A 26,956-nucleotide genomic window follows, 5' to 3' on the forward strand; every position below is an offset into this window, starting at 1 on the left:
CGGGTCTGAAGTCTTGGCCGAGAGCGATTCTGATTTTCACGCCGACCGCACGCGCACCAGCAGCGATGACGCCGCGCTCTGGCGCCGTTTCCGGGGCGTGGTGGGCGATGATGCCAAGGTTTCCACGCTGCAGAAGCTGAAGCTGACCGGGCACGGGCCGGACGCTTTCTCGATGCACATCTCAAACCTTCTGCCCCCGGACGACCGGCGGGGCGAAGCGCTCATGGCAGGAATCTGGCGCATCGGCCAGCAGCGCATGGTGATGACCGGCGGCGAGGCGCCCTGGAGCCTTGAGATGCCCTCGCGCCATTTCGCAGACCGGGTGCACCGGTTCGGCTGGTTGCCTGATCTCTTCGCGCGCGGCGAGGAGGGCGCCGCCCTCGCCCGCCGCCTCACCGATGACTGGATCGAGCGGTTCGGCAAGTTCAACGGCTTTGCCTGGCGCATCGAGCCGACGGCCAGCCGCGTATGGAACTGGATGCGCTGCGGGCCAGCGCTGTTCGAAATGGGCAGCGCCGAGGAACGCAGCCAGCGGATCGACGCCCTCTCCCGCCAGCTGCGCTATCTGGCCGAAGTGATCGAAACGGCGCATGATCCCAAATCCCGCTGGATGGCGGCCGTCAGCCTCGTGGCCCATTCCCTCTGCCTACGGAAGGGCGCAGGCCTCAGCGAAGCGCTCGCGCGGCTGGAAGGCGAAGTTACCGCGCAGATCCTGCCTGATGGCGGTCATGTGACCCGCAGCCCGGCCCACACCCTCTCTTCCCTCCTACACCTCCAGACCATCGAGGAAGCGCTGATCCGCGCTCAGCGCCCGGTGCCGGACTGGATCACCAAATGGACGCCGCGCATGGGCGCCATGCTCGGCTTCTTCCGCGCAGGCGATGGCGCGCTCGACACCTTCAATGATGGCGACGAGAGCCGCGCCGAAGTGGTGGAAGCCGCGCTTTCCCGTTTCGAGACGCCGCCGCGCCGGTTTCTCTTTGCGCCCAAATCCGGTTTCCAGAAGATCGAGCGCGGCACCCTGCGCTTCGTTCTGGATTGCGGCGAAGCCCCGCCCCGTCCGTTTGCGGAACATGCCCGCGCCGGCGCGCTCGGCTTTGAATTCTCCGATGGCCCAGCCCGTATCGTCACCTCCTGCGGCTATTCCTCCGAAGTGAATGTCGACTGGCAGGCCGCCGTGCGCCGCACCAGCGCCCACTCAACGCTGATCCTCGCCGGGCGCGACAGCTCCGCCTTCGTGCTCAACGAGGAAACGCGCATGCGCGCCGTCACCGGCCCGGAAGGCATCGCCGCCAAGCGCCTGGAGGAAGCCAGCGAAATCTGGCTCGACGCCCAGCATGCCGGCTACAAGGCCTCCCACGGCCTGCTCCACCGCCGGCGCATCTTCGTCTCTGGCGCGGGCGACCGGCTGACCGGGGAAGACTCCCTCGTCCGCCCCGTGGCCCAGCCGCCGACGGACGACAAGAAAGGCGTGCCCTTCGAAATCCGCTTCCACCTCCACCCCACCATCACCGCCCATATGGGCCGCGACGCCATCCGCCTTGTCAGCGAGACCGGCGCGGTCTGGCGCTTCAAGACCAGCCATGAGGGCGCGCGCCTGGAACGCACCGCCTATCTCGCCCGCGGCGTGGTGGAGACGCCCGAGCAGATCGTCCTCTCCGGCTTTGCAGACCCCAATGGCGATGGCAGCCAGCCGCCCAACTGCATCCGCTGGGCGTTTATCCGGGAAACAGCCGCCCCGGCGCGGCCAGACTCGGCTTGACGGCTCCGCAGGGGGTGCTAGGCCGCGCGCAGCTTTCCCAACGCCTCTGAAGGAGCAGCCCTTATGTCTGGCGCCCCCGTCACCCTCCGCCGCGCGCTCATCTCCGTTTCCGACAAGACCGGCCTGATCGAGCAGGCGAGGCGTCTCGCCGCGCTCGGTGTCGAACTGGTCTCTACGGGGGGCACCTCCAAGGCGCTGAAAGAAGCCGGCCTCGCGGTGAAAGACGTCTCCGACCTCACCGGCTTCCCCGAAATGATGGATGGCCGCGTCAAGACGCTGCATCCGGCCGTGCATGGCGGCCTCCTCTACCTGCGCGACAACCCCTCCCATGTGAAAGACGCGGCAGACCACGGCATCGGCGCCATCGACCTGATCTATGTGAACCTCTACCCCTTCGAGGCCACGGTTGCTTCTGGTGCGGACTTTGAAACCTGCATCGAGAATATCGACATTGGCGGCCCCGCCATGCTGCGCGCCGCCGCCAAGAACGGCGCCTTCGTCGCCGTCTGCACCGATGGCGGCGATGTGGACGCTGTCCTCGCGCAGGCCGAGCAAACCGGCGCCGTCTCCCCCGCCCTCCTCCGCAAGCTCGCCGCGAAAACCTATACCCGCACCGCCGCCTATGACGCGGCCATCTCCGGCTGGTACGCCAAACAGATCGGCGAGGACGCGCCGGACTGGGCCGCCATCGGGGGCCGCCTCCAGCAATCTCTGCGCTATGGCGAAAACCCCCACCAGAAAGCCGCCTTCTACGTTACCGGCGAAAAGCGCCCCGGCGTTGCCACCGCGCGCCAGCTTCAGGGCAAGGAGCTTTCCTACAACAACATCAACGACACCGACGCGGCCTATGAGCTGATCGGCGAACTCGGCGCAGAGAAACCCGCCGTTGCCATCATCAAGCACGCCAACCCCTGCGGCGTCGCGCTCGGCCCGAACATCATCGAAGCCTACAAGGCGGCCCTCGCCTGCGACCCGACCTCGGCCTTCGGCGGTATCGTGGCGCTCAACCGCCCGCTGGACGAGGAAACGGCGAAAGTCATCACCGAGATCTTCACCGAAGTCGTCATCGCGCCGGGCGCGGACGCGGCGGCCGAAGCGATCTTCGCCAGGAAGAAAAACCTCCGCCTCCTGATTACCGATGGCCTGCCAGACCCGGCGGCCGGGGGCACCTTCGTGAAGACCGTCGCCGGCGGCTTCCTGCTGCAGGACCGCGACGCAGGCCGTATCCATAAAGAGGATCTGCAGGTCGTCACCAAGCGCGCGCCCACCGCGCAGGAACTGGAAGACATGATCTTCGCCTGGCGCGTTGCCAAGCATGTCAAATCCAACACCATCGTCTACGCCAAAGACGGCGTCACTGCCGGCATCGGCGCCGGCCAGATGAGCCGCATCGACTCTGCCCGCATCGCCGCCCGCAAAGCCGTCGATGCCCAGGAAACCGCCGGCTGGACAGACCCGCGCACCAAAGGCTGCGTTGCCGCCTCCGACGCCTTCTTTCCGTTCGCGGACGGTCTCCTCCAAGCCGCCAGCGCCGGCGCCACCGCCGTCATCCAACCCGGCGGCTCAATCCGCGACGACGAAGTGATCGCGGCAGCCGATGAGGCGGGGCTCGCGATGGTGTTCACGGGGATGCGGCACTTTAGGCATTAAACAAAAATCTTGAGTTGACCAAAATTAGTCACTTTGATTGAACTCTCTCCACACCAGTTTGTGGGGAGCGATGGAACGATGTCTAACATATCAAAGATGGAGCCCGAAGACGCGGGTAACATAGAACTACGTGATGGCACCTCAGTACCTCTTGAAATGGTGCAAAAGATATTTAGCGAGGTTAACGGCTCCGACGAAGCTCTAAGCCGTATCGTCTACGATGACCACATAGTTACCAAGGATAATGTCCAGCAATTGCTGATTCAGCTCATTCAAGCTGCAAACCAGTACCAACTTCAAAGCGACACGCTAAGAATAACTATTCTTCGCACTGATGATAACCAAACAGAACTGAACTGTTTGGAATCTCTGAACCAACTGGATCCAAGTCCTGCTACACCTATAGAGGCCATTGTAATAGAGTATCAGTTTCTTCTTCGCAATCCGATCACAAACAAACTGCAGTCGTATGATGTCGAAGTTGGACTCATTTCTAGAGCAGCAAAGCGCTTCAAGGCTGCGAAGTCCCATGGTGTGGATGTTCAAATGATGAGGCTGCGCTCATCCATGTCAGGAAAATTCGAGGTATCTTATTCAGAGTATTTGGTTGGCAAGTTTCTGATGAGCACCATCGAGAACTGGTATAATTCCGTAGAGAAAAGCACGAAAAGCTTTTGGCCAAAATTCATTGAGCGCCATAATGCATGGGTACCACTTATATTTAGACTTATGGGCACTGCTGCATTCTGTATTTGTGTTTGGCTTTTTAGAGATTCAATATTTGCAATAAACTTTACAAATTCTCAGGTTTTGCTCTCCGGACTGATTCTATTCGTAACATTTAGCATCGTAATAGCGACATCTCTAAGGCTGGGATCCGGATTCTTATCATATGTCGAGCGACTGTATCCCGTTTCAGCTATTAAGTTCGCTGACGCCGAGGAAAAAATATTACGGCAATACAACAAAGCTAACTCATCAATAGCCACAAAGTCATTCTTATACTTGGCTGGACAAGTAATCAGTTCTCTTATTGTTAGCTGGATCGGAGCGTTGATGACAGTCGAAACTCTTGCGAAGATTGCGCCATAGCCAGCAAGCGTAGGGCGGGTTGAGCGCAGACGATACCCACCGGGCAACGGCGCGGCGAAATACAAGGTGGTGGGTATCACGGGTACGGAGCCTAAGGCCCTCACCTCCCACGCCCTGCGGGCGTGGGAGGTGAGGGTCTGCAACAGCGAGGATAAGGCCCGCCCTATCCAACACCCCCGCACACCCAGATGCGCCGCAACACCGGGCATCACGAAAATAATCCCGCCTCCTTATCCGCCCGGGTCCCCCACGCCCCCAAATTACACGCATCCTCCCCACAGGAGCCGCGCCGGTACCGTTCGGTTTGTGGGAAGGTCGCCCCGGAGGATGGGAGGTGTGTGGACGTAACGGCCCATCGCAACCCTAGGGACGTTGATCCAGGCAAGCCGGAGTAAAAAGCCGGTAGAGAATCCCGACTGGCCCGCCTTGGTGTTTATCCAAGGTCACGAGAGTGAGGGTAAGTGGTCAAGGCCTGGCAGCGCCGAAGTCATCCCGAAAACTGCCCGAAACTCCGGCGGCAGTTCGCGGCGGGCGAAAGCGCCCACACCGCAACACATTTTTTCCAAGGGCGCCGCGGCGCCCGCCGCGCAGGCTCCACTTCAGGGGGCCCCGAACTGCTCCGACCCCGGATGGCCCCGCCAGTCCGGATACAGCCGATTCTTCTCCCCTCTCCCGCAAGCGGGAGAGGGGAAATGGCAAACGAAAAGCTCACGGCCTGACGCCCCCACGAGCAAAGCGAAGGCGCAGGTGCCGTGGGCAACGCCCACGAACAGCACCGAGCAAAAATCAATCAAGCGCCCCGATATAGGGCAGCCCGCGATAGCGCCCCTTGTCGTCCATGCCATAGCCGACGAGGAAGCGGCCCGGCGCATCGAAGGCGCAATAGTCCACGCCCATCTCGCCGCGCGGCGCCCAGGGCTTCTGGGTCAGCGCCACGGTGATCACCTCGCGGGCGCCCTTGGCGATCAGATGCTGCTTGGCGAAATCCAGTGTACGGCCGGTATCGAACACATCGTCGATCAGGAGAATGCCGCGCCCCTCCACATTGCGGGCAATATCGGCGCGCACCACCACGCGGCCCGAGCTTTCGCGGGCATCGCGGTAGCTCTCCAGCCACATCACATCGAGCACGGGGTGAATGTCGCGGCGGGCCAGCGCCTTCATCAGGTCGCTGGTGAAGGGCGTTGCTCCGATGAGGATGGACACGGCGGTCCACTCCCCGCTCGCAAGGCGCGGGGCCAGGCGCCCGGCCAGTTCGTCCACGCGGGCCATCAGCTCGGCCTCGGGCAGGATCACATCAATCCTGGGCAACTCGGTCATCAGCCCGGCGCTCCTTCCTCGATCAGTTCATCCGTGGGCGGCAGAGGGGGCGCCGCCTCATCGATCCTCTCTTCGGGCGGGGTCTCCGCCGGTGGCTCGGTGGGCACGGCAGAGCGATCCACAAAGCTCAGCTCGATCTCATAGCTCTCGATGGGGGTCGGCTCGACCACCACGCCGAACTGGCCGGCCGCGCCCGGCTCCAGCTCCACCGGGGTGACATAGCTGTAGCGCGTGGCGACGATCTCTCCGCCCTCGTCCTTCAGGTCCACCCGCACGCCGGGGGTCTCGATCACGGTCTTGGCCACATTCACCGCCCGGCCGGTCACCGTGACAATGGGGATGGTGTCGTTGAAGGTGCGGGTGTGGACGATGCCGTCAAACTCAAGGCCGAAGCGGTTCACCTCCAGGCCGAACAGGCGGTAGGCGGCGGCCGATTGCGGCCAGGCTTTGACCACCTCATTGCGGAAGAAGAAGAAGGCTGCTGTCAGCGCCACGAAGATCATCCCGATGATCAGCCAGGACATCAGCGCGGCCCAGCGGCTCCGCTCGCGGCGCGATTCGCGCATCTTCTCGCGGTAAAGCTCATGCGGGGCGGGGGTTGCCGGGCGGTCTTCGGCCAGGTGGGCGGGCTGCACAAACCAGGAATGACCGCAGCTGGCACACTTAACAGTGCGCCCACTTTCACCGATTGTTGAGTCATCGGCGAAATAATGGGTTCCGCAGGAAGGACAGGTAAGGATCATGGCCCGAAGTCTTCCCCGCAATTCGCCCCGTTCGTTGAACCCGCAAACACCGGACGCGCCCCAGATATGACCCAGCTACGCCCGGACATTTTCGACGAAGCGGCCGTCCGCCTCGACGCGGTGACGCTTCGCTATGATGCGTCAGGTGAAATCCTTAGCGGGATTGATCTCGCACTGAAACCCGGCTCGTTCAGCTTCCTCACAGGTGCTTCGGGGGCGGGCAAGTCCAGCCTGCTGAAGCTGCTTTATCTGGCACGGCCCCCCAGCACGGGCGAAGTCTCGCTGTTCGGGCGGCCGACCAGCCGGCTGACACGGGACCAGCTCTCGGCCATGCGCCGCCGGATTGGCGTGGTGTTCCAGGAATTCCGCCTGCTGGGCCACCTCACCGCCTATGAAAACGCCGCCCTGCCCCTGCGCGTGATGGGCCGGAAAGAGGCGCAATACCGCACCGATGTGGAGGAATTGCTCGCCTGGGTGGGCCTGGGCGAGCGGATGCACAAACGGCCCGAAACCCTCTCGGGCGGGGAGCAGCAGCGCGTCGCCATCGCCCGCGCCGTGGTTACCCAGCCCGACCTCCTGATCGCCGACGAGCCGACCGGAAACGTTGATCCCGAAATGGGCGCCCGCCTGATGCGCCTCTTCATCGAGCTCAACAAGCGCCTGGGCACCACGGTGATCATCGCCAGCCATGATCTGGGGCTGATCCGGCAGGTGGAGGCGCCGGTCTATCATCTGGCCAATGGCCTCCTGGCCAGAACCACGCCCGAGCCCGGCAAGACTGCCCGGCGCCGGGGGGACGGCATCGAAATCAAGGCGGAAGAAGAATGAAGCGCGGCGAAACCTCTCTCCTGCCGCTGGAAGACGCCCGCGAAGCGGCGCTGTTCTTCGTCGTCGGCGCGCTGTGCTTCCTCGCCGCGCTGGCGGCGCTGACGGCGAAATCCACCTATGGCGCAGCCCGCGCCTGGACCGCCGAAGTGGAGGGCGAATACACGGTCTCCCTGTCGGACGCCGCCCCGCAGGACGCGCAGGCCGCCACCTTGCTGGTGCAGTCGATTGAGGGCGTGAGTGGCGCGCGCCTTCTCTCCGAAGCGGAGATCTCCGCCCTGCTGGAGCCGACCTTCGGCAGCCGGGGCCTGCCGGCAGACCTGCCGGTGCCCCGCCTGATCGCCATCACCGCTGCGCCGGAGGCAGGCGATATCGGCCGCGCCCTGACCGCCGCGCTGGAGACTGCGGGCTATACGGCCGCCGTCGATTCCCATTCGGCCTGGGCGGGCGATGTGCGCCGGATGCTGGGCACGGCCCGGATGGTGGCCTTCGCGATCGTCGCGCTGCTGGCCTCCACCGCCATTGCCGTCATCGCCTTTGCCACGCATGCCGCCCTGCTCGCCCGGCGCGATATTGTCGATGTGCTGCATATTGCCGGAGCGCGGGACCGGTTCATTGCGCGCCTGTTCGAGCGGCGCTTCTGGCTGCTGGGCCTGCGGGCGGGCACGGTCGGCGCGCTGGTGGCGCTGGCCTCCGTGGCCCTGCTGATCGCGATTGCCCGGTCGAGCGGAAACCGGTCTGGCCTGTTGCCCGAACTGACGCTCGACTTTCCCGATCTCGCCATTCTGGTGATCACGCCGATCCTTGCGGGGCTCGCCTCCCGCATCGCGGCCGGGGTTACGGTGATGCGGGCCCTGAAATCGGTGATGTAGCGCCTGGCTAGTGACGGGCAGGCGGAACGCCGCTACAGCGCGGATATGATGGCACTTCGATCCTACCTGTTCGTGGCCTGGCTCTATGGCTGGATGGCCATCTGCGGCATCCTCTATCTGCCGGCCATTCTGCTGCCGCGGATCGTGACGCAGCGCGCCATCCGCCTCTACGCCCAGATCATCCGGGTGGGCCTCAAGCTGATCTGCAATATCGACACCGAGATCCGCGGCCGCGAGCACATCCCGCAAGGGCCCTTCATCTATGCCGGCAAGCATCACTGCATGCTGGACATCTTCATTCCCTTCATTGTCACGTCCGATCCCGCCATCGTCCTGAAGCGGGAACTGCTGTTCTATCCCTTCCTCGGCTGGTACGCCCTGAAAACAAAGATGATCCCAATCGACCGGGCTGGCACCTCCAAGACGCTGAAGGCCATTGTCGCCGAGGCCAGAGAGCGCGTCGAAAAGGGGCGGGCCGTGGTGATCTTCCCGGAAGGCACCCGCACCGCCCCCTATTCCGAACCTTCCTATCAGCCAGCAGGCATTTCCGCCCTCAACAAGGCGCTGGACCTGCCCATCGTGCCGGTGGCGACCAATGCGGGCCTCTGCTGGCCGGCGCGCGGCACACGGCGCAAACCGGGAAAGATCATCTACGAAATCCTGCCCCCCATCGCGGCGGGTCTTGACCGCAAGGCCTTGATGCCGCGTCTTGAGAGCGATCTGGAGACAGCCTCCAATCGTCTGCTTGAGGAAGGCGCGGCTGTGCAGAAGGAAAAGCTGGGATGACCGCGCCGAGCCGCCGCCGGCTGAAAACAGCCTGCGAGCGCCTCGCCGGGGCAGATCCCGCCCTTGCCCGCGCCTATGAGAGCCTGGGCGTTCCCGCCTGGCGCACCAGCGAGCCCGGATACGGCATGCTCGGCCGGATGATCGCCCACCAGCAGCTCTCCACCAAGGCCGCCGCCACCATCTGGGGCCGGGTCGAGGCCTTCCTCGGCGAGGTGACGCCTGAGGCCATGTTGGCCGCCTCGGAGGAAGACCTGCGCGCCTGCGGCCTCTCGCGCCCGAAAGTCGCCCACCTCACCTCAATTGCGCAGGCGATGGTGACCGGAGAGCTGAACCTCGCCCGTGTCTGCGCCGCTGACCTTGATTCGGCCCGCGCCGAGCTGGTTTCGGTGCGCGGCATCGGCCCATGGACGGCAGAATTGTTCCTGCTCTACGCCGTCGGCGCAATGGACGCTTTCCCGATTGCGGATGTTGGCCTGATGGAGGCGCACAAACAGCTGGGCGGATACGAAACCCGCATGGAATCAAAGATTTTCACCCAACATGCGGAAATCTGGCGGCCCCATCGCGGGGTGGCCGCGCACCTGCTTTGGGGGTGGCTGAATGCCGAGCGGGCGCGCGACGCGGCCCCTTCCGCCTGAACCGGCGCAGTTCACAAGGCCTTGCGTTCGGCCTCTGCTGTCATAATCTTATTATGGGAATCGCCTAAACGGATGGCGAATAAAGCCGCAAGGAGCACGCGTCTTCAGCAGGATCAGACAGGATCATGCCCATCAGGGCCACACCGGAGGGAACCATGGCTGAAATCATCACCACCCCGCCGACTGGCCGTCCCGCTCTCGTCCTGAACGCTGATTTCAGGCCGCTTTCCTATTATCCGCTGTCTCTCTGGCCGTGGCAGGAAGTGATCAAGGCGGTGTTCCTCGACCGCGTCGATATCATTGCCGAGTATGACTATGTGGTGCGCAGCCCCAGCCGGGAAATGCGCCTGCCCTCGGTCATCGCCCTGCGCGATTTTGTACGCCAGGACCGCGCGCCCGCCTTCACGCGGTTCAACGTGTTCCTGCGCGATGGCTTCAAATGCGCCTATTGCGGCGCGCATGACAATCTGACCTTCGATCACGTCATCCCCCGATCCAGAGGCGGACGCACGACCTGGGATAATATCGTCACCGCCTGCAGCCCCTGCAATCTTGCCAAGGGCGGCAAGCTGCTGCGCGATAGCGGGCTGGACCTTCAGCACCGCCCGTTCCGGCCGAACAATTTCCAGCTTCAGGACATCGGCCGGAAATTCCCGCCGAACTATCTGCACGACACCTGGATGGACTATCTCTACTGGGACGTGGAACTGGAAGGCTGATCGGCCACCGGACACCCACCCCAGTCAAACCGCCAGGCGCGGAAATGCACCGGATCGCCATTTGAATAGTTGAGCGCGTAATGCGGCGGACCTTCGGTGAGGCAGAGGCCCAGCGTTTCGGCCTGCGCGCGCAGATGGGCGGCTTCTTCCAGGATCGGAGGCTCTGCCTTCCGGTCCTCGAAATTCAGAAGATAGACCACCGGATAGGCCGCCTCGTCCGTTGGCAGATCAAGCGGCGTCTGCGGCGGGTGGAGGTTCTGCGTGCCCAGCGAGAGCACATAGGAAGGCTCGGCATAGCCAAGCGCCAGAATGCGCGCCGGCGTCTTCACGGCGCAGCCAGCATCCTCGCCCGGAACCCCGCACACATCCTCCAGCGCCAGCCGGGCCGTCTCGCTCGGCTGCACCCAGATCTGGCTCGGCAGCATGAAGATGCGCACATGCCAGCCGATGGCGACGCTTGAGAGGACGGCCATGGTGATCGCCGCGCCCATGCGCAGACGCGCCGATTCCACCAGGGCCAGCCCCGCCAGCGCAAAGCCAGCAGCCCAGAGCCAGAGCGGGAAGTCGCGATAATCCGTCCAGGAAGCGAGCACCTCCTCTTTCGAGACAGTGGTGAAGTCCCCTGCCGTCTCAGCCATGAAATAGCTCGTCACGCCGGGATAGGAGACCGCCAGCAGGAGGATCGCCCCCAGCGCAAAGGTTACCATGCCCAGCCCGCGCGCCAGTGGCATCTTCATCCCGTCCATCATCTGCACGGCGGCGTAACCACACAGCAGACCAAAGGCCGGATAGGCGGGCAGAATGTAGTGGCTGAGCTTGGTTGGCAGCAGCTCGAAGAAGATCCAGGTCGGCACGCCCCAGGCGAGCAGGAATTTGAGGCCCGCCGTGCCATGGCCCAGCGCCGTCAGCGTCTCGCCTCGCAATGCGCGCCGGGTGGCGACAATCGCCGGGATCAGCAACAGGCTTGCCGGATAGAACCAGGCCGGAATGTGCGCCAGGTGATAGCCGGGCGGGCCGCCATGGCCTTCAGATGCGCCGACGAACTTGTCTTTCAGATCCTTGCCGACTGCGCCCTGCACATAGAGACCGTCGGTGGCCATCTGTATCCAGATCAGCCAGGGCAGAACCAGCGCGACGAAGACCACCGGCCCCGGCCACCAGAGCAGCACGCGCCACCAGTCTCCGCCCCGCCCGGTCTTCAGCCGGTCCCACAGCCAGACGCCAACACCGGCATAGGCGGCCACCATCGGCGTCACCGGCCCCTTGATGAGGAAGCCTGCGCCCATCGTGACCCAGAAGAGCAGCGCCATGGCCTTGGATTGGGACTTCTCGACATAGAGGCGCACCAGCGCGCCGATGCCCAGCGTGGTGAGGAAGACGAGCATGCCGTCCGTCTTCGAAATATGCGCTTCAGACGTCAGCAGCAGGGTGGCCCCGAAAAGGGCCGAGCCGAGAAAGCTTGCCCGCCGCCCGATGAGGGGGATACCCGCCCAGAAACAGGCGATGGTGCCAAAGGCTGCGCCCAGCCAGCTCGGCACCCGGTAGGTCCAGATCTCGTTGGCTTCCGGCCCGGTGAAGATCGCGGTGGAGGCCGCCTGCAGCCAGTGGATGCCGGCCGGCTTCTTGTTGCGCAGCTCGTCCTGATACTGGATGAGGATGTAATTGTCCTCCTCCAGCATCTCCTTGGAGGCCTGCGCAAAGCGGCTTTCGTCCCGGTCGAGCGCGGGCAGCAGGAAAACGCCCGGCGCAGCGGCGCCAAAGGTGATCACGAAGAGAAGAACCCAGGCTTTCCAGCCTGTCGAGAGACGGTCAAGCAGTGTCATGGGCAGGGTAATAGCGCTGGATTTCCCGTTCGTCTTGCAGAATTGGCGGCAGGCATTTTGGACACACCCGCCCGGAAATGCGGGCCAGCGGCGGCCCCCATGCCATCCGGCACTCGATTTTGGCCCCTGCCGGGGTTATGTGCGCAAATTAGCTGAATTGAATGAATGGACTGCCCGTGGCCGACTCGCTTGAATTTTCCGTTGTCGTGCCCGTTCACAATGAAGCCGGCAATGTCGAGCAGCTCGCCACCGAAATCGCCCGGGCGCTGGATGGCCGCGCCTTCGAGATGATCTTCGTGGACGACGCCTCCACCGATGAAACCCGCGCTGAATTGGCCGCGCTCAAGAGCCGTTTCCCCATGCTGCGCGTGCTGGGCCACCGGAAGAATGCTGGGCAGAGCCGGGCGATCCGTTCCGGGATTCTGGCTGCGCGCGGACCTGTGGTGGGCACGCTGGACGGCGACGGCCAGAACGACCCGGCCGACCTGCCTGACCTCTACCGCCAGCTGACCCGCGCCGACGCGCCCCATGGCCTGAAAATGGTGATGGGCCGCCGGGGCAGCCGGAAAGACACCGCCTGGAAACGCTTCGGCAGCCGGTTTGCCAACAATATCCGCAAACGGATGCTGAAGGATGACTGCGACGACAGTGGCTGCGGCATCAAGGTGATGGAGCGGGCGACGTTCCTGCAGCTCCCCTATTTCGATCACATGCACCGCTACATGCCCGCGCTGATGCGTTCAGATGGCCATCTGGTGGAATTCCGGGAAGTGAACCACCGCCCGCGCGGCACGGGCCGGTCGAACTACACCAATTTCGGCCGCCTGAAGGATGCCCTGTCAGACCTGCGCGGCGTGATGTGGCTGATCCGCCGCCGCCGCAATCCCGGCGGCGCGGACGAAATCTGATCCGGCCCTAGAAAAGCTCCGCCAGGCAGGCCGAGATCGTCTCGGGCGTGTCCTCATGCGTGAAGAAAGTCTTCAGCTTCCAGTCCTCATCCATCACATAGATGAGGTTGGTGTGGTCCATCGTGTATTCGGCGAGGCTTTCGGGCTGCTCGATCCGGGCATAGTCCGCCTTGAAATGATCGGCCGCCGCGCGGATTTCCGCCGCTGAGCCCGTCAGGCCGACAAGGCCCGGCGGAAAGGCCGGCGTGGTCACATAGGTGGCGAGGGCCTCCGGCATGTCGCGGTCCGGATCGACCGTGATCAGCAGCGTCTGCGGCGCAGTTTCCCCTTCCGGCAGACGGCGATAGGCCGCGCCCAGCGTGGAAAGCGCGGCCGGGCAGACATCCGGGCAATAGGTGAAGCCGAAATACACAACGGTCGGCTTGCCCTTGTAATTATCCTCTGTCACGCGCGCGCCGGTCTGGTCGATCAGCGAGATCGGCCCGCCGATTTCGCTATAGGCGCGGCTGGCGCAGCCCGATTTCATGCCGCCGGAGCTGGCAATACCGCCCCCGGACGCAGGCGCGTCCGAAGCGCCGCAGGCGGCAAGCAGAAACAGGGCCGGAAGGGCAAAGGCAAATGAGGTTCGCATTCGGCGATAGGCCCCCATTCCGGCGCTTGGCGCAAGAGACAGGCTGCCGCATAAGATCGGCATGGATGATTTCTCCCGAGATTCGAGACTGGGCTTCGAAGACGCGATCTTCACGCTGGCACCTGAAGGGCTCGGCTCGGCGCAGTCAGCCCTCGGACGGACGCGGCTGCGCACCTTCATCACGCTGCGCTGGCTGGCGGTGGCGGGGCAGACCGCTGCTGTTCTGTTCGTGGCCTTCATCCTCGGCTTCGATGTTCCGCTGGCGCTGTGCCTGGCCATCATTGCGGCGTCTGCCTGGCTCAACGTGTTCCTCTCCTTCGCCTTCCAGTCCCAGCGCCTGACCCATAGCTGGGAAGCGGTGCTGCAGCTGGGCTTCGACACGGTGCAGCTGGCGGCGCTGATCGCGGCGACCGGCGGGCTCTCCAACCCCTTCCTGCTGCTGATGCTGGCACCGGTCACGGTTGCCGCACTCAGCCTCGGGCGCTTCCGGGCGAGTGCCATTGCCGTCCTGGCGCTGGGTCTCGCGGCGCTGATGCCCTTCCTCAGCCTGCCCCTTCCCTGGGAAGTCAGCGGCGGCACGCATCTGCCGATCCTCTTCCAATGGGGCCAGTTCACGGCGCTTGCCGTGGGCGTGGTATTCTTCACCCTGTCGGCCGCGCGCGTCAGTCAGGATGAGGCCCGCCTTGTACGCGCGCTTGACGCGGCCAGCGTTGTGATGGCGCGGGAGCAGAAACTCTCGGCGCTGGGCGCAATGTCGGCGATGACGGCGCATGAACTGGGCACGCCGCTCGCCACCATCCACCTGGTCGCCAAGGAACTGGTGCAGCAGGCGAGCCCGGATGATCCGCACGCCGAAGATTTCCGCCTGATCGCCGAACAGGCCGACCGCTGCCGCTCGATCCTCTCGGCCATCCGCGAGGCACGCGACGCGACCGACATTGTTCACGCCCGGATGCCGCTGGACGCGCTGGTGGAAGAAGCCGCCGCGCCGATGAAGGGCCTCGGCGTGGCGCTTGTGGTGCGCGCGGTGCCGGGCGAAGGCGGCGCGGAAAAACCGCCAATCCTCGCCCGCAGCCCGGAAATTCTCCATGCGCTGGGTGCCTTCATCGAGAACGCGGTGAGCTTTGCTGCCACCCGCGTCGACGCGACCGCCAGCTGGACGGCCGATCAGGTGGTGATCACCATCACCGATGACGGCCCCGGATTCTCGCCCGAAGTGCTGCCGAAACTGGGGGAGCCGTATATTTCCGAACGATCCGAAGCCCGCCTCGGCGGCGGGGACATGGGCCTTGGCTTTTTCATCGCAAAAACGCTGATCGAGCGCACGGGCGGGCGAATTGCGTCCCGAAACAGGTCACCGCCGGCCACAGGCGCCATCGTTCAGGCCGTCTGGCCGCTCAGCGCGCTGCTGCCGCGTGGATTGGAATAGTTGACTTTTCCGCCATATATTCGCTTACCCGCGGCAAGACCGCCTGAAGGAGAGAGCGCATGGAACGCCCCGCTGTTGTGAACCTGCATCCGAGCCTGGAAGGCGTGGAGGATAAATCCTGCCTTGTGATGGACGATGACGGCCCGTTTGTGCAGCGCCTTGCCCGCGCGCTGGCCCAGCGCGGCTTTGTCGTTTCCGCCGTCACCAACGTGTCGGAAGGCAAGGACATTGCCCGCCTGAACCCGCCTGCCTTCGCGGTTCTGGACCTGCGCCTGGAAGATGGCAGCGGCCTGGAAGTGGTGGAAGTGCTGCAGAAGCACCGTCCGGAAGCGCGCGCCGTGATCCTCACCGGCTATGGCGCCATCGCTACCGCCGTGGCCGCGGTGAAGGCCGGCGCGGTCGATTACCTCTCCAAGCCCGCCGATGTGGAAGACATTATCCGCTCGCTGACCGCAACGCAGGACGAGCGCCCGGCGCCGCCCGAGAACCCGATGTCGGCAGACCGCGTGCGCTGGGAGCATATCCAGCGGGTCTATGAGCTGTGTAACCACAACGTTTCGGAAACCGCGCGCCGCCTCAACATGCACCGCCGCACGCTGCAGCGCATCCTGGCCAAGCGCGCGCCGAAATAGGCGCCTAGGCCTGCTCTTCCGGCTCTGGCGTATTCCGCCCGAAGTTCACCGCGCTGGAATCCTGGCCTGCGTCGATGATCGCCTTGCGGATGGAGCGCGCGCGCGTGAATTCGCGGATCAGCGTATCCCCATCGTCCCAGCGGATCGCCCGCTGCAGGGCGGCGAGATCCTCGGAAAAGCGCCCGAGGCATTCGAGCACGGCTTCCTTGTTGTTGAGGAATACGTCCCGCCACATCACCGGATCTGACGCGGCGATCCGGGTAAAGTCCCGGAAGCCGCCGGCCGAATATTTCACCACCTCGCCCTGCTCGACCGATTCAAGGTCAAAGGCGGTGGTGACGATGTTGAAGGCGATCAGGTGAGGCAGGTGGGAGGTGATTGCCAGAACGCGGTCATGCCGGCCGGCGTCCATCGCCTCCACCTTTGCGCCGAGCCGTGTCCAGAAGGCGGCCAGCTGATCGGTGGCGGTCTGGTAGGCTTCATCCTGGCCGGAAAGCGGCGTCAGGATATGCCAGGCCCCGCGAAACAGCGTTGGGAAGCCGGCTTCCGGTCCCGATTGCTCGGTGCCAGCAATCGGGTGTCCGGGAATGACATGGATGCGGCCATCGCCAGCCCCGTGCAGCGCGCGGGCCGCCTCACTCTTGACCGAGCCGACATCGGTAAGAATGGCGCCATACCTCATGCAGGGCACGGCCCCGGCGGCCACAGCACCAATTGCGCCCACGGGAACGCAGACGATGACGCAATCCGCGTCCGAGACGGCCGCCTCCAGCGTCGGCGCTACGGTGCCGAGGCCGAGCGCGCCGGCACGGGCGCGGACATCGGGGCTTGCATCATAAAGGACCACCTCCCCTGCCGCGCGATATTCAGCCGCGGCCCGCGCAATCGAGGAGCCGATGAGGCCCACACCGATGATGGCGATGCGGCTGAAGACAGGGTCTGACATGAAGGAAGCTCCCGGAGGGCGTTGAAACCGGCGCACTCGTGGGCAATGCGCCTGCCCGCGTCAAGAGGAGGCGCGGGCGTTTGTCACGGGGCTTTCGCAAGATCGCATGCCTAAATACCGGGCATGGAACACAAACAGACCCCCATCCTCTCCGGAATTCGCCAACGCTGCGGCGCCTGCGGCGAGGGCAAGCTGTTCAAGGGCTATCTGAAGCTCAATGACGCCTGCCCGCATTGCGGGAGAGACATGACGGCTGCCGACACGGCGGACGGCCCGGCCTTCTTCGTCGGCTTCGGGGTGCTGATCCTGATGGCCCCGTTCCTGTTCCTGGTGCCGATGAGCCCGCTGCCGGTGGGCCTCAAGATCCTGGCGATGATCGGCGTCGGCGTTGCGGTGACCCTGCTCTGCCTCTGGCTGCTTCCGGTAGCGAAAGGCGTGTTGCTCAATCTGCAGCTGCACCACAAGGCCCAGGAAGCGAGCTTCGACAAGCCACCCAGAAATCCCTGAAGCTGCCGCTTTGAGGGCGGCCTCTCAAAGCCCCTCGCCACCCCCGCTGCGATACGGTAGACAGGGTTGGTAAACGCAATCGTCATTGCGAGGGTGGACGTGGCAGGCAAGGCCTCTAAGGACACGAGAATCGCATTAGCGGGGGCGGCCGTTGCCAAGATGGAGCGCGACCAGAAACGCCGCGCAGGCAATGGCGAAACTCAAAAACAGGGGTCATTCATGCGACTAATCTTCGGCATCTTTCCGCTGCTGGTCATTCCCGTCGTGCTCTACAATCTCATGGCGATGGCTTTCGGGGGCCCGGTTCAGGCGGTCGATGCCAGCGGCCAGCTGCTTCAGGCGCAGGCCGCGCCGATGGCCAATCTGCTGAACGAGCGCTTCCTGGGCCTGCCGATGATTTCCGGCGTGGAATGGGTGCTGACCAAGGGGGACGCGATTGTCCTCCTCGCCGTGATCTTCCTGTTCCTGGAAATCCTGAAATCCACCAGCACCGGCACTGCCACGATCGTCAATCATGGCATCTCGCTGCTGATCTTCATCCTCTGCCTGGTGCAGTTCCTGCTGATGCCGAACTTCGCCACCTCAACCTTCTTTATCCTGACGGCGATGACGTTGCTGGATGTTCTGGCAGGCGTGATCGTCACCATCGTCTCGGCACGCCGGGACTTCGGCGTGGCAGGCGACGTCTGAGGCGAGCTTTGGCAGGCCGGCCTTATTCCTTGCGGGACAGGTCGGCCAGCTGCTTCTGGATGGCTTCCATCTGCTCCTGCATCGCAGCAAGGGCTTCGGCCTGATATTCCATGAACGGGTTGGCGGGCGGCTGCGCGGCAGACGGGCGCGGATCTGCGGCGCCGGTTGCTGCGCTGCCGGGCGCAACGCCGGGCATGAACATTTTCATCGCCTGCTCAAACATCGCCATGTTGCGGCGCGTCTGAGCCTCGAAAAGGCTCATCGGGTTGGCCGCCTTGCGCCATTCTTTCTGGGCCTGGGCAAAGCTGTTCATCGACATTTCCAGGAAAGACGGCAGATAGGCCTGCGCGCCGCCGCCGTAAAAGCCGATCAGCTGGCGCAGGAAATTCAGCGGCAGGGCACCCTGCCCCTTGGTTTCATGCTCGAAAATGATCTGCGTCAGCACCTGGCGGGTCAGGTCTTCGCCGGTCTTGGCATCGCGTACTTCGAATTCCTGACCTTCCCGGACAAGATCAGACAGGTGTTCCAAAGTGACATAGGAAGATGTCGACGTGTCATAGAGACGCCGGTTGGCATACTTCTTTATGATGATCGGCCCGCCTGAGCCTGATTGTCTGGCCATGTCCTCACCTCGCGCGATGCCCTGCAATGGAGCAAGCAATTATTGTGCTAGTGCAAAATATTTGCACAGAACCCTCGCAAGACCAATGCGCTATTGATGTGAGACCCGCTTCTAGGCGAGTGTAATCTGAACGAGACAATCGGGAGGAGACAAGACCATGGCGAAAACGGCTCTGGTGACCGGCGGGACGCGCGGCATCGGCAAGGCAATCAGCGAAATGCTGAAGGCCAAGGGATATACGGTGGCCGCAAATTATGGCGGCAATGACGCGGCGGCGGCCGAATTTTCCCGCGAAGCGGGCATCAAGGTCTACAAGTTCGACGTGGCCGACTATGAGGCCGTAGGCGCCGGGCTGAAGGCGATTGAAGCCGATCTCGGGCCGGTTGACGTGCTGGTCAACAATGCCGGGATCACGCGGGACGCGCCGTTCCACAAGATGACGCTGGCCCAGTGGCAGGAAGTGATCAATGTAGACCTGACCTCCGCCTTCAACGTAACCCGGCAGGTGTGGGACGGGATGCGCGACCGCAATTGGGGCCGGGTGATCAACATCTCCTCGATCAACGGCCAGAAAGGGCAGTTCACGCAGGCCAACTATTCTGCCGCCAAGGCCGGCCTGATCGGCTTTACCAAGGCGCTGGCCTATGAAGGCGCCAAAAAAGGCATTACGGCCAACGTAGTAGCGCCCGGCTATATCGATACCGAGATGCTGCAGGCAGTGAAGCCCGAAGTGCTGCAGGGGATCATCGCAACCATCCCCGTGGGCCGTCTCGGCAAGGCCGAAGAGATCGCCTCGATGTGCGCCTACCTTGCCTCCGACGAGGCCGCCTTCATCAACGGGGCGACCATGACGGTCAATGGCGCGCAATATATCGCCGGCTGACAGGGCAGGGCTTATCCCGTGGATAAGCCCTCCGAAAACTCCAACCATTCCTCCAACAAGAGGGCAGAAAACTCCAACGCCGTTGGAGTTTTTTGCGTCTGAAGGCCCGCCTTCAGACGTCTGGCCGCCAGCCCGGCGGGGCCATCGTGAAGCCGGAAAATTCAAACCCCGGCGCGACGAGGCAGGACACCAGCGTCCAGGCGCCAAGCGTCTCGGCGGTCTGCCAGTGCCCAGCCGGAACAATGGCCTGAGGGCGCTGACCCGCGCGCAGGTCCGGCCCGAGGGTGACGCTGGCGGCGCCCTTCCCGTCTGGCGGAGAGAGGGTGAGGGCGAGCGGGCCACCGGCATGCCAGAGCCAGGCCTCATCTGCGTCCACCCGGTGCCAGGCCGAAATCTCGTCAGCCTGGAGAAGATAGTAGATGGCTGTCAAATTAGTTCGGGCGCCCGCTTCCGCCACAGCGCGATAGGTTTCGCCGTAATGGCCCCCTTCCGGATGAGGCCGAAGGCCGAGCATCCGGATGATTTCGTTCGGGCCAAGATCGCCGGAGATGGCGGGCCGCATCAGAAGCGATCCTTGCGCCCGCGGATCTCACCGAAAGTGGCCGCCGCATTGCCGGCATGGCCCATGGCAAGCTGCATTTCGGGAAGGTCGGCCCGCAGGAAGGGATTTGTCTCCAGCTCCCGCTCCAGCAGCGCGGGCACAGTCGGCTTGCCTTCGGCGCGGCGCTTCTCGATCCAGGCGACATATTCTTTCAGCGCCTTGTTTTCCGGCTCGATCGTGACCGCGAATTTCGCGTTCGAGGCCGTGTATTCATGGGCGCAGTAGAGCCGCGTCTTTTTCGGCAGTTTCTTGATGCGCTTCAGGCTTTCCCACATCATCTCCATCGTGCCTTCAAACACCCGGCCGCAGCCGAGGGCGAAGACAGCATCGCCCACGAAGGCCACGTCCTGATCGGGGAAATGGAAGGCGATATGGCCCAGCGTGTGGCCCGGCACATCGATGACGGTAGCCGTTGCAGCCCCCAGTTCCACGCGGTCGCCGCCCTTCAGGCGCTTGTCGATGCCCGGTATCTTGTCAGCTTCGCCCGCCGGACCGATGATGCGGCAGCCGGTGACTTCCTTGATCTTGAGGTTGCCGCCGGCATGATCGGGATGCCAATGGGTGTTCCAGATCTCGCTGATCTGCCAGCCCATCTTTTCGGCTTCGGCGAGGTATACGTCCGCATCGGGTGTATCAATCGCGATGGTGGCGCCTGAGCCGGGTTCGTGCACCAGATAACCGTAATTATCGTTCAGGCAGGGAAACTGGTGTATTTCGATCAGAACACTCATGGGTCTACCTCCGCAAACAGGCCCGCGATTACAGGAACGCGCTGCAAGCCATAACGATGCGACAGGACGCCGTCACCCTTGAACGCTTTTACGCCTCCGACCTGGGCAAGGCGGCCGCGCGCATTCTGACGGGCAAGCTGACCGATCTGTGGGGCGACGCCAAGGGCCTGTCTGTTCTGGGGCTTGGCTATGCGCTGCCGGTGCTGGATGCCTTCACCCACGGGCCGCGCCGGATGATTGCCGCCGTGCCGCTGGAACATGGGCCTGTCAGCTGGGACTGTTCGGGCCGGGGGAACGCCACCGTGGCGGTGGGCGATCCGCGCCTGCCCTTCCCCGACGGGCTGTTTGACCGCGTGATCATCCTGCATGGCCTGGAAGAAACCGGCGATCCGCGCGCCTATCTGCGCGAGATATGGCGCGTGACGGCGCCGGAAGGCCGCATCGTGCTGACGGCGGCCAACCGCTCCGGCCTCTGGTCGCGCGCCACGCGCACGCCCTTTGGCCATGGCCGCCCCTGGACACGCAGCCAGCTGTCCAATCTGCTGTCCACCGGCCTGTTTCAGGTGACGGCCTCTTCCGGGGCGCTCTACATGCCGCCGACCGATCTTGGCCTTGTGACCTCCGCCGCTGAGGGTTGGGAAGCGATGGGCCGGCTGATCGCGCCGGGCATGGGCGGGGTGGTTCTGATCGAAGCGGTCAAGCGCCTCTATGCCCCGCCGCGCAGCGGTACCGCCGCGCCGGTGACCGATCAGGTGAGAATTGCGCGCCCTGCCCGTGCGGCAAGGCGTGAAGAACATTGACGAGACCGTCATGTTGATTACCTTCGCATGTGCAGCATCCGCCCGTCAGACAGGAATACCGCCATGAAACAGATCACTGCAGTCTTCAAACCGAGCCGTCTGGACGCGGTTATCGAGGCGATTTCCGAAGCCGGCGCCACCGGCCTGACCGTGACCGAAGTGCGCGGCTATGGCCGCCAGCAGGGCAAGACGGAAGTTTATCGCGGCGCCGAATATGAAGTGCGCCTGCTGCCCAAGGTGAAAGTGGAACTGGCCTGCGCCGACGCCGATGTGGAGCGCTTCATCGAAGCGATCACGCAGGCGGCCAATACCGGCACGATCGGCGACGGAAAAATCTTCGTCCATGACCTGGAAGCGATCCTGCGCATCCGCACCGGCGAACGCGACGAGCAGGCGATTTCGGGCTGAGGCCCACCTCCAACAGATGGCAGATTTGAAAAGGGCGGCCTCATCAGCCGCCCTTCTTCGTTCTATTCGATGATTTCGTAGCCCTCGGGGATGATCCAGTCGGGGGCAGAGGCAACGCCGATTTCTGGCTCAAGCTGCTCACCGGGGCCACTCTCGCGGCGTTCATACGCCTTCACCAGCGAGAGATAGGGCGGTACATGCACCCAGCCATTGCCGGCGGTGTTCTGGGTGATCTCGAAATGCAGGTGGATGGTGGTGGGCGTGCCGCCGAAATCATTCGAGACATAACCGATCAGATCACCCGCCTTGACGAACTGGCCGGCCGTGACGGAGAGGCGGCTCATATTGAGGTGCATGTAGTTGTAGATGCTGCCCTCGCTGCGGAGTTTGACCGTGTACGTACCGATGGAGGAAATGACGCCATCCTCGACAGCGACCACTTCGTGAATGCCGCGCGCCGCTGCGCTCTGGCGGCGCAGGGTGTTGCAATCTGCCGCCGTGCCGACGCGAATGTCCTGTCCCTGATGGATCTTGTTCACCGGGCAGAAGGGCGAGCCGCGATTGGCCGAGCGGGTTTCGCAGAAATTGTCCCGCCAGGGATAGGCGTAGTTGCGCGCGTCGCACTGGTCTCCGCCCGCAACGCCGCCGCCATACATGAAGACCTGTGACTGGAGATAGGCCGGGGCCGACTTGATCGGGAAGACCATGTTCGGCGCATGCACGATCTGTTCAGGGAAGCCGCCACCCGTGCCCGCCAGCAGCGCGCCGGGGGGATGGAAGCTGAACACCGGCTGGACCACGGGTTGAGGCTCAGGTTCGGGCTCTGGCTCCGGCTGGGGCTGGGGCTCAGGTTCCGGATCGGGCGTTGCGGGATCTGCGGGGCCGGGCGTCTGTTGATCATCCGGCGGCGTTTCACCGGAGGGGGTTTCCTCGCCAGGTGTTCCGTCTGCGGGCATTTCCGGATTGGGCTCTGCCTCCTCCGGCGCCGTGCCATCAGCCGGCTCAGGCTCCGGTGTGGTGTCTTCCTCCAGCGGGGGAAGCGCCCAGGGGTCTTCGCCAGGCTCGGGCGGCGGGGGGCCCGGCGCGCCCGGCGGAATGGCCGGGCCAGGCTCAGGCGTTTGCGGCGGCGGGCCGCCATCCCCGGGGAAGCGCACAAAATCGCACGCCCCCAGCAGCAACAAGAGCGCCGATAATCCGGCGGCAGATAAACGTGCTTTCAGCATCAGCGGGTCCCCGAAATCACCAGATCCGTTGCAAAGGCCAGCGCCTCATCCTGCGTGATGCAGGTGGGCAGGCCATTCGTCAGCTCCTTGCATTCAAACTCTACCAGATAGTCTGCGCCATACCTCGAGAAGGACACCTGCGCGCCGGTGGTGGTGGGCTGGAAATTCAGCGCGTCCCCGCGCGGGGCAACCTCCTCCCCCGGAGCGGCGACCACCTTGTTGGTGCCGTTGACGATGATGTCGTACTTGTCGCCAGGAAAGAACGCGTAATAGCCATCGCTCATCGGCTGGAAGCGGACATCGGCTTCCCCGCTCTGTACCGAGACCGGCGCCGATGGCAGGAAAACCGGCACGGGCGGGGCAGCCTCCCCGGAAGCAACCTGGAAGGCCCCTTCCCGCGTTTCGATCGGGCGGGCGGCGAGATCCCGGCGGGCCGCTTCCCAGTCAATGGCACTGTCGGCCGCGGTTGATTCCGGGCGGACGGGCAATTCGACCTCGCCGGGCGTCTGGTCTTCTTCCGTTCCCGGAGGAAGAATTTCTTCACCGGCCTTGGGCTCTGCGCCGGTATTGCCGCTGGCGCCCGGAAGACGGATCTGGTCGCAGCCGGCAAGCACGGCGCTGGCAGCCAGCATGAGGGAAATGATCTGGAGGCGGAGGCTCATGGTTTGTCCTTCTGGCCGGGGTGGGCGACATAATCTGGATCGGCATAGGCCACGCCCTCAATGGCGAGGAGGCGTTCCTGCACCTGCTTGATGGCCTCGGGCGTCGCCTCGGCCAGGCGCCGCGAGAGGCGGAGCTCGCCGGAATAGCTGGCGCCGGAAAGCTCGAACTCCGCCAGCAGCGGGATGCGGGTCGTCAGTTCCAGCCAGGCGGCCTGGGCGGCGGCGGGATCCCGCTTGAAATTGCGGGTGATGGTGTCGACCTCCGGCACGCCCTTGAGGCGGACGATGAAGACGACCTCCGCCGTGCCGGCGCGGGCGGGGAGAACGCCGCTGCCACTGCCTTGCTGCTGGATGGTGACCTGCGGAACGAGCGGGACGGCCTCTTCCTCAGGTTCGTCCGGCGGCAGAGGCGCAGGTTCTGGATCTATGATCAAGGCGGGGCGTCCCGGCGGCGGATCGAGGGCCGGGGGCAGCGGGCCGGGCGGGTCATCCTCTGACAGGGCCTGCCCGTCAACAGCAGCAGCAGGCCCCGCGGCGCCTGCCCCATTGCCGGTTTCCTCTCCCGTACGCACGCCGACAATCGCGAGGCCGGCAGCACCGGCCAGAAGACCGATGCCGAGCACACCGAGCGGACCGCGCACATCCAGAGGAAGTGACCACGCCATCTAGCGGCCACCCCCACCTGTCGCCTTGACCGGTACATTGGCCATGTTCAGCAGCCCCTGCCCGCAGGGGCGCGCGCACATGTCCGGACTGCCTTCAATCGGCGTGGCACCGGGATACTGGCTGCAGAGGCCCGCACATTGCAGACTTTCGCGCGGATCCAGCGCCGCTCTCAGCGTGCTGATGATATCCTCCCGGCTGGCGCCAGGATCCCGCGCCTTGAGAAGCGCCAGAGCGGCCGAGACATGCGGCGCCGCCATGCTGGTGCCCTGCTCATAGGCGTAAAAGCAGTTTTCAACGCCTGCGCCGGTGACCGGATCGTAGCAGTTGGTGGCCGCCTTGGTGGAGAGCACGCCGTCAGGCTTGCCGTCGCCATTATCGTCCCGCGTCAGGTCACCGCCCGGGGCGAGCACCATCACTTCAGGCCCGAAATTCGAATAGGGCGCGATCTGGCCCCGTGCATCGCTGGCTGCAACCGTCACGACATTCCGGCAGCCGGCCGGCGCATAAAGGCTGGTGGCCATCCGCGCATTGCCGGCCGCAGAAACAACGATCACACCGGCCTCGGTGACGGAGTCGATCGCATCCTGCAGCGAGGCCGGGCAGGTGCCCAGAAGGCCGATCGACAGGTTGATGATGTCTGCCGGGTTTTCGTTCCAGACTTCGGTCCAGACATTGTTTTCGTCAGAAACTTCGGCCGGAACCAGGCCAGCGGCCCAGCGGATGGCGTCGTTGATATCCGACAGGCGGCCGCCGCACTTACCCAGCGCGCGCACCGGTACGATGCGCACGTCCCACGCGCCGCCCGCGACGCCGGCTCCGTTATTGGTTGCTGCCGCGCCGATGGTGCCGGCGACGTGCGTGCCATGGAAGCTGTCAGCGGCGCCGGGTTTGGTGGGGTCGCAAAGGTCGCCCGGATCATTGGGGTCTGTGTCGCGTCCATCCCCGTCATTGCCCATGCGCGGATCGGAGACCATGTCATAACCCGGCATGATGTTGGGCGAACCGGCAATGTCGGGATGGTTCATCTGCAGGCCGGTATCCACGACCGCGACAACAATGCCGTCCGAGCCGGTGATGCCCTGACTTTTCCAGAAGCTCTCGAAGCCGGCGCCACCGGCGGTGCGGCCCTCTGCCGTTCCCTTGTCGCGGAAATGCCATTGCAGGGCCCAGAGCGGATCATTCGGATCGGAGACCGCCGGTTTTACCGGCGTTGCGGTGGAGCCGTTTGAGCCCGTCTTGGTTTCCCCTGGCGTTCCGGCGGGCATGTCCTTCGGTTTGCGGGCAAACTGGTTCTGGAAGATGAAGTCAGGCTCGACATATTCGAACTGGCCCGAGGCGCGCAGATCCCGCACCACGCAGGCGGTGGCCACGGCGAGGTCTTCGCGGATAACCGCCGCATCCGGATTGTCCGGACACTCAGCAGCTTCCGCGCGGGCCAGGAAATCGGCGGGGCCATTGCGGCCGCGGAACTGGGTCGGATTGGCGCCATCCGCCCCGATCTGGATGACCATCTGCCCCTGCCGCGACAGCGCCACCTCGCCGCCGACGCCATATCTGGTCATCGTGTCGAGCATGACCGCGTTGGCGTCGAGCTGTTTCTGGACAACTTCACGGGCGACCGGCGCGCGGCGGGCAATCTTGCGCACTTCCACACGCTCCTCCGGCGCCATGGCCTTGAGATCGTCCTGCGACAGGCGGCGCATCTGCAGGCGCTGGGTGTCGTCCTTGAGGGCAAACTGCTCGATGTTGCGGCCCGCTTCGGCGATTTCCTGACGGCTTTCCTGGGCCGCGCGCGGATCCAGCTTGATCCTGGGCATCACCTGGGCAGGTTCGGCGAGAATCTCGCGAGTGACAGGCGCTTCGGCGGCGGGCGGAGCGGGCGCGGCGGCAGGGGGCTCTCCTGCTTCCAGCATCGCCTCCCCTTCCGGGCTGTCGAAATATTCGAGTTCTTCTTCGATCATGGCGGCGTCGTCGGGAATTTCGACGGGCCCGGAAGCCGGAATATCGAGCGGCTTGGCAATGATCGAGCCGATGGCGAACATCGGGCGCTCTTCATCGTCTACGGCAAATTGCGCAATCACGGTGCCTGCAAGGGCCCGGTCTGCCGGGGCTGCGCGCTCAAGATTGCGATAGGTGGGGTCGATGACGGTTTCGCCATTGATCTGGTCCACCGAAGCGTCCGCAATCTCCCGTGCCCGCTCAATGCGGGTATCGATCTGGTCACACGCCGCCAGCAGCGCCGCGCCACCGAGAGCCATCGCGATTGCAGCGCGCGCAGTCCTCGCTGTGTAGTGTTTCAACATACCGGATATCCCCATGCGGTTGCCAATGAACGCCCCAGCTCCATAGGTTAACGCTGTGTTGAGATTATGACGCCCGAGGCGGGC

28 protein-coding genes are annotated in these 26,956 nt (G+C 64.2%); 16 read left to right on the forward strand and 12 right to left on the reverse strand.

Features of this window, described 5'->3' with window-relative positions; translation table 11 throughout:
* Positions 1 to 13 precede the first annotated feature (13 nt).
* The 3 genes from BBF93_RS18720 (at position 14) to BBF93_RS18730 (ending at position 4,504) form a co-directional block, all read left to right on the forward strand.
* Positions 14 to 1,762, forward strand: coding sequence for a heparinase II/III family protein (locus BBF93_RS18720; RefSeq protein ID WP_114106869.1), 1,749 nt, complete (start codon positions 14 to 16; stop codon positions 1,760 to 1,762).
* 63 nt (positions 1,763 to 1,825) lie between these two features.
* Positions 1,826 to 3,412, forward strand: a complete 1,587-nt coding sequence (gene purH / locus BBF93_RS18725) for a bifunctional phosphoribosylaminoimidazolecarboxamide formyltransferase/IMP cyclohydrolase (protein WP_114106870.1) — start codon at positions 1,826 to 1,828, stop codon at positions 3,410 to 3,412.
* Between the two features lie 78 nt (positions 3,413 to 3,490).
* Positions 3,491 to 4,504: a hypothetical protein gene (locus BBF93_RS18730; protein WP_114106871.1), complete on the forward strand. Its 1,014-nt coding sequence runs from the start codon at positions 3,491 to 3,493 to the stop codon at positions 4,502 to 4,504.
* A gap of 786 nt (positions 4,505 to 5,290) precedes the next feature.
* Here BBF93_RS18730 and BBF93_RS18735 read toward each other — a convergent pair.
* Both BBF93_RS18735 and BBF93_RS18740 read right to left on the reverse strand, forming a co-directional pair.
* Positions 5,291 to 5,824 (reverse strand): phosphoribosyltransferase, encoded by a 534-nt coding sequence (locus BBF93_RS18735; RefSeq protein WP_199288426.1) that lies wholly within the window; start codon positions 5,822 to 5,824, stop codon positions 5,291 to 5,293.
* Positions 5,824 to 6,567 carry an MJ0042-type zinc finger domain-containing protein gene (locus BBF93_RS18740; RefSeq protein ID WP_114106872.1) on the reverse strand — a complete coding sequence of 248 codons (744 nt, stop codon included), beginning with the start codon at positions 6,565 to 6,567 and terminating at the stop codon, positions 5,824 to 5,826. Before BBF93_RS18740 ends, BBF93_RS18735 begins: the two co-directional genes overlap by 1 nt.
* 66 nt (positions 6,568 to 6,633) lie before the next feature.
* Here BBF93_RS18740 and ftsE point away from each other — a divergent pair, with 66 nt between their 5' ends.
* The 5 genes from ftsE (at position 6,634) to BBF93_RS18765 (ending at position 10,407) form a co-directional block, all read left to right on the forward strand.
* Positions 6,634 to 7,395, forward strand: coding sequence for a cell division ATP-binding protein FtsE (gene ftsE / locus BBF93_RS18745; RefSeq protein ID WP_051612707.1), 762 nt, complete (start codon positions 6,634 to 6,636; stop codon positions 7,393 to 7,395).
* The gene (locus tag BBF93_RS18750) at positions 7,392 to 8,264 is read left to right on the forward strand and encodes an ABC transporter permease (RefSeq protein ID WP_114106873.1); all 873 of its coding nucleotides are present in this window, start codon (positions 7,392 to 7,394) and stop codon (positions 8,262 to 8,264) included. Before ftsE ends, BBF93_RS18750 begins: the two co-directional genes overlap by 4 nt.
* 45 nt (positions 8,265 to 8,309) lie before the next feature.
* The gene (locus tag BBF93_RS18755) at positions 8,310 to 9,050 is read left to right on the forward strand and encodes a 1-acyl-sn-glycerol-3-phosphate acyltransferase (protein ID WP_114106874.1); all 741 of its coding nucleotides are present in this window, start codon (positions 8,310 to 8,312) and stop codon (positions 9,048 to 9,050) included.
* Entirely contained in the window at positions 9,047 to 9,688 is a 642-nt protein-coding gene (locus tag BBF93_RS18760; RefSeq protein ID WP_114106875.1) for a DNA-3-methyladenine glycosylase, read from the forward strand. Before BBF93_RS18755 ends, BBF93_RS18760 begins: the two co-directional genes overlap by 4 nt.
* A gap of 155 nt (positions 9,689 to 9,843) precedes the next feature.
* Positions 9,844 to 10,407 carry an HNH endonuclease gene (locus BBF93_RS18765; RefSeq protein WP_035601212.1) on the forward strand — a complete coding sequence of 188 codons (564 nt, stop codon included), beginning with the start codon at positions 9,844 to 9,846 and terminating at the stop codon, positions 10,405 to 10,407.
* Here the strand turns inward: BBF93_RS18765 and BBF93_RS18770 are convergent.
* The gene (locus BBF93_RS18770) at positions 10,380 to 12,230 is read right to left on the reverse strand and encodes a glycosyltransferase family 39 protein (RefSeq protein WP_114106876.1); all 1,851 of its coding nucleotides are present in this window, start codon (positions 12,228 to 12,230) and stop codon (positions 10,380 to 10,382) included. The genes BBF93_RS18765 and BBF93_RS18770 overlap by 28 nt on opposite strands.
* Positions 12,231 to 12,391: 161 nt before the next feature.
* On the opposite strand from BBF93_RS18770, the gene BBF93_RS18775 reads away from it, so the two are divergent.
* Positions 12,392 to 13,138 (forward strand): glycosyltransferase family 2 protein, encoded by a 747-nt coding sequence (locus BBF93_RS18775; protein WP_114106877.1) that lies wholly within the window; start codon positions 12,392 to 12,394, stop codon positions 13,136 to 13,138.
* A gap of 7 nt (positions 13,139 to 13,145) precedes the next feature.
* On the opposite strand, the gene BBF93_RS18780 is transcribed toward BBF93_RS18775, so the two are convergent.
* Positions 13,146 to 13,769 (reverse strand): SCO family protein, encoded by a 624-nt coding sequence (locus tag BBF93_RS18780; protein ID WP_233349212.1) that lies wholly within the window; start codon positions 13,767 to 13,769, stop codon positions 13,146 to 13,148.
* Between the two features lie 61 nt (positions 13,770 to 13,830).
* On the opposite strand from BBF93_RS18780, the gene BBF93_RS18785 reads away from it, so the two are divergent.
* Positions 13,831 to 15,198 carry an ActS/PrrB/RegB family redox-sensitive histidine kinase gene (locus BBF93_RS18785; RefSeq protein ID WP_114106879.1) on the forward strand — a complete coding sequence of 456 codons (1,368 nt, stop codon included), beginning with the start codon at positions 13,831 to 13,833 and terminating at the stop codon, positions 15,196 to 15,198.
* A 59-nt stretch (positions 15,199 to 15,257) separates the two neighbouring features.
* Complete coding sequence (locus BBF93_RS18790) at positions 15,258 to 15,830, forward strand: ActR/PrrA/RegA family redox response regulator transcription factor (protein WP_051612705.1); 573 nt, start codon at positions 15,258 to 15,260, stop codon at positions 15,828 to 15,830.
* A 4-nt stretch (positions 15,831 to 15,834) separates the two neighbouring features.
* Here BBF93_RS18790 and BBF93_RS18795 read toward each other — a convergent pair whose 3' ends face one another.
* A complete protein-coding gene (locus BBF93_RS18795; protein ID WP_114106880.1) occupies positions 15,835 to 16,776 on the reverse strand; it encodes a prephenate/arogenate dehydrogenase family protein in 942 nt (313 codons plus the stop codon).
* A 123-nt stretch (positions 16,777 to 16,899) separates the two neighbouring features.
* Between BBF93_RS18795 and BBF93_RS18800 the strand changes: the two genes are divergently transcribed.
* Positions 16,900 to 17,283: a DUF983 domain-containing protein gene (locus tag BBF93_RS18800; RefSeq protein WP_035601195.1), complete on the forward strand. Its 384-nt coding sequence runs from the start codon at positions 16,900 to 16,902 to the stop codon at positions 17,281 to 17,283.
* Between the two features lie 219 nt (positions 17,284 to 17,502).
* On the forward strand, positions 17,503 to 17,973 hold the full coding sequence (locus BBF93_RS18805) for a hypothetical protein (protein WP_114107159.1): 471 nt from the start codon (positions 17,503 to 17,505) through the stop codon (positions 17,971 to 17,973).
* 22 nt (positions 17,974 to 17,995) lie between these two features.
* Here BBF93_RS18805 and phaR read toward each other — a convergent pair whose 3' ends face one another.
* A complete protein-coding gene (gene phaR, locus BBF93_RS18810) occupies positions 17,996 to 18,595 on the reverse strand; it encodes a polyhydroxyalkanoate synthesis repressor PhaR (RefSeq protein ID WP_035601193.1) in 600 nt (199 codons plus the stop codon).
* A 157-nt stretch (positions 18,596 to 18,752) separates the two neighbouring features.
* On the opposite strand from phaR, the gene phbB reads away from it, so the two are divergent.
* The gene (phbB, locus tag BBF93_RS18815) at positions 18,753 to 19,478 is read left to right on the forward strand and encodes an acetoacetyl-CoA reductase (RefSeq protein ID WP_035601191.1); all 726 of its coding nucleotides are present in this window, start codon (positions 18,753 to 18,755) and stop codon (positions 19,476 to 19,478) included.
* A gap of 112 nt (positions 19,479 to 19,590) precedes the next feature.
* Here the strand turns inward: phbB and BBF93_RS18820 are convergent, their stop codons facing one another.
* Together BBF93_RS18820 and gloB are read right to left on the reverse strand one after the other, a co-directional pair.
* On the reverse strand, positions 19,591 to 20,040 hold the full coding sequence (locus BBF93_RS18820; protein ID WP_035601188.1) for a cupin domain-containing protein: 450 nt from the start codon (positions 20,038 to 20,040) through the stop codon (positions 19,591 to 19,593).
* Positions 20,040 to 20,810 carry a hydroxyacylglutathione hydrolase gene (gene gloB, locus BBF93_RS18825; RefSeq protein ID WP_035601185.1) on the reverse strand — a complete coding sequence of 257 codons (771 nt, stop codon included), beginning with the start codon at positions 20,808 to 20,810 and terminating at the stop codon, positions 20,040 to 20,042. Before gloB ends, BBF93_RS18820 begins: the two co-directional genes overlap by 1 nt.
* A gap of 56 nt (positions 20,811 to 20,866) precedes the next feature.
* Between gloB and BBF93_RS18830 the strand changes: the two genes are divergently transcribed.
* Both BBF93_RS18830 and BBF93_RS18835 read left to right on the forward strand, forming a co-directional pair.
* The gene (locus tag BBF93_RS18830; protein ID WP_035601183.1) at positions 20,867 to 21,610 is read left to right on the forward strand and encodes a class I SAM-dependent methyltransferase; all 744 of its coding nucleotides are present in this window, start codon (positions 20,867 to 20,869) and stop codon (positions 21,608 to 21,610) included.
* A 63-nt stretch (positions 21,611 to 21,673) separates the two neighbouring features.
* Positions 21,674 to 22,018: a P-II family nitrogen regulator gene (locus BBF93_RS18835; RefSeq protein ID WP_035601180.1), complete on the forward strand. Its 345-nt coding sequence runs from the start codon at positions 21,674 to 21,676 to the stop codon at positions 22,016 to 22,018.
* A 62-nt stretch (positions 22,019 to 22,080) separates the two neighbouring features.
* Here BBF93_RS18835 and BBF93_RS19990 read toward each other — a convergent pair whose 3' ends face one another.
* From BBF93_RS19990 to BBF93_RS18855, 4 genes are read right to left on the reverse strand one after another with little or no spacing between them, the layout of a single operon-like run.
* Positions 22,081 to 23,241, reverse strand: coding sequence for a M23 family metallopeptidase (locus tag BBF93_RS19990; protein ID WP_305037624.1), 1,161 nt, complete (start codon positions 23,239 to 23,241; stop codon positions 22,081 to 22,083).
* The gene (locus BBF93_RS18845) at positions 23,241 to 23,903 is read right to left on the reverse strand and encodes a hypothetical protein (protein ID WP_114106881.1); all 663 of its coding nucleotides are present in this window, start codon (positions 23,901 to 23,903) and stop codon (positions 23,241 to 23,243) included. Before BBF93_RS18845 ends, BBF93_RS19990 begins: the two co-directional genes overlap by 1 nt.
* The gene (locus tag BBF93_RS18850) at positions 23,900 to 24,568 is read right to left on the reverse strand and encodes a hypothetical protein (RefSeq protein ID WP_114106882.1); all 669 of its coding nucleotides are present in this window, start codon (positions 24,566 to 24,568) and stop codon (positions 23,900 to 23,902) included. The genes BBF93_RS18845 and BBF93_RS18850 overlap by 4 nt, the downstream gene beginning before the upstream one ends.
* Positions 24,569 to 26,872, reverse strand: a complete 2,304-nt coding sequence (locus BBF93_RS18855) for a S8 family peptidase (RefSeq protein ID WP_162786638.1) — start codon at positions 26,870 to 26,872, stop codon at positions 24,569 to 24,571.
* Between the last annotated feature and the right edge of the window lie 84 nt (positions 26,873 to 26,956).

Origin of the sequence: Hyphomonas sp. CACIAM 19H1 (assembly GCF_003325995.1) — a bacterium.
GTDB classification, from domain to species: Bacteria; Pseudomonadota; Alphaproteobacteria; order Caulobacterales; family Hyphomonadaceae; genus Hyphomonas; species Hyphomonas polymorpha.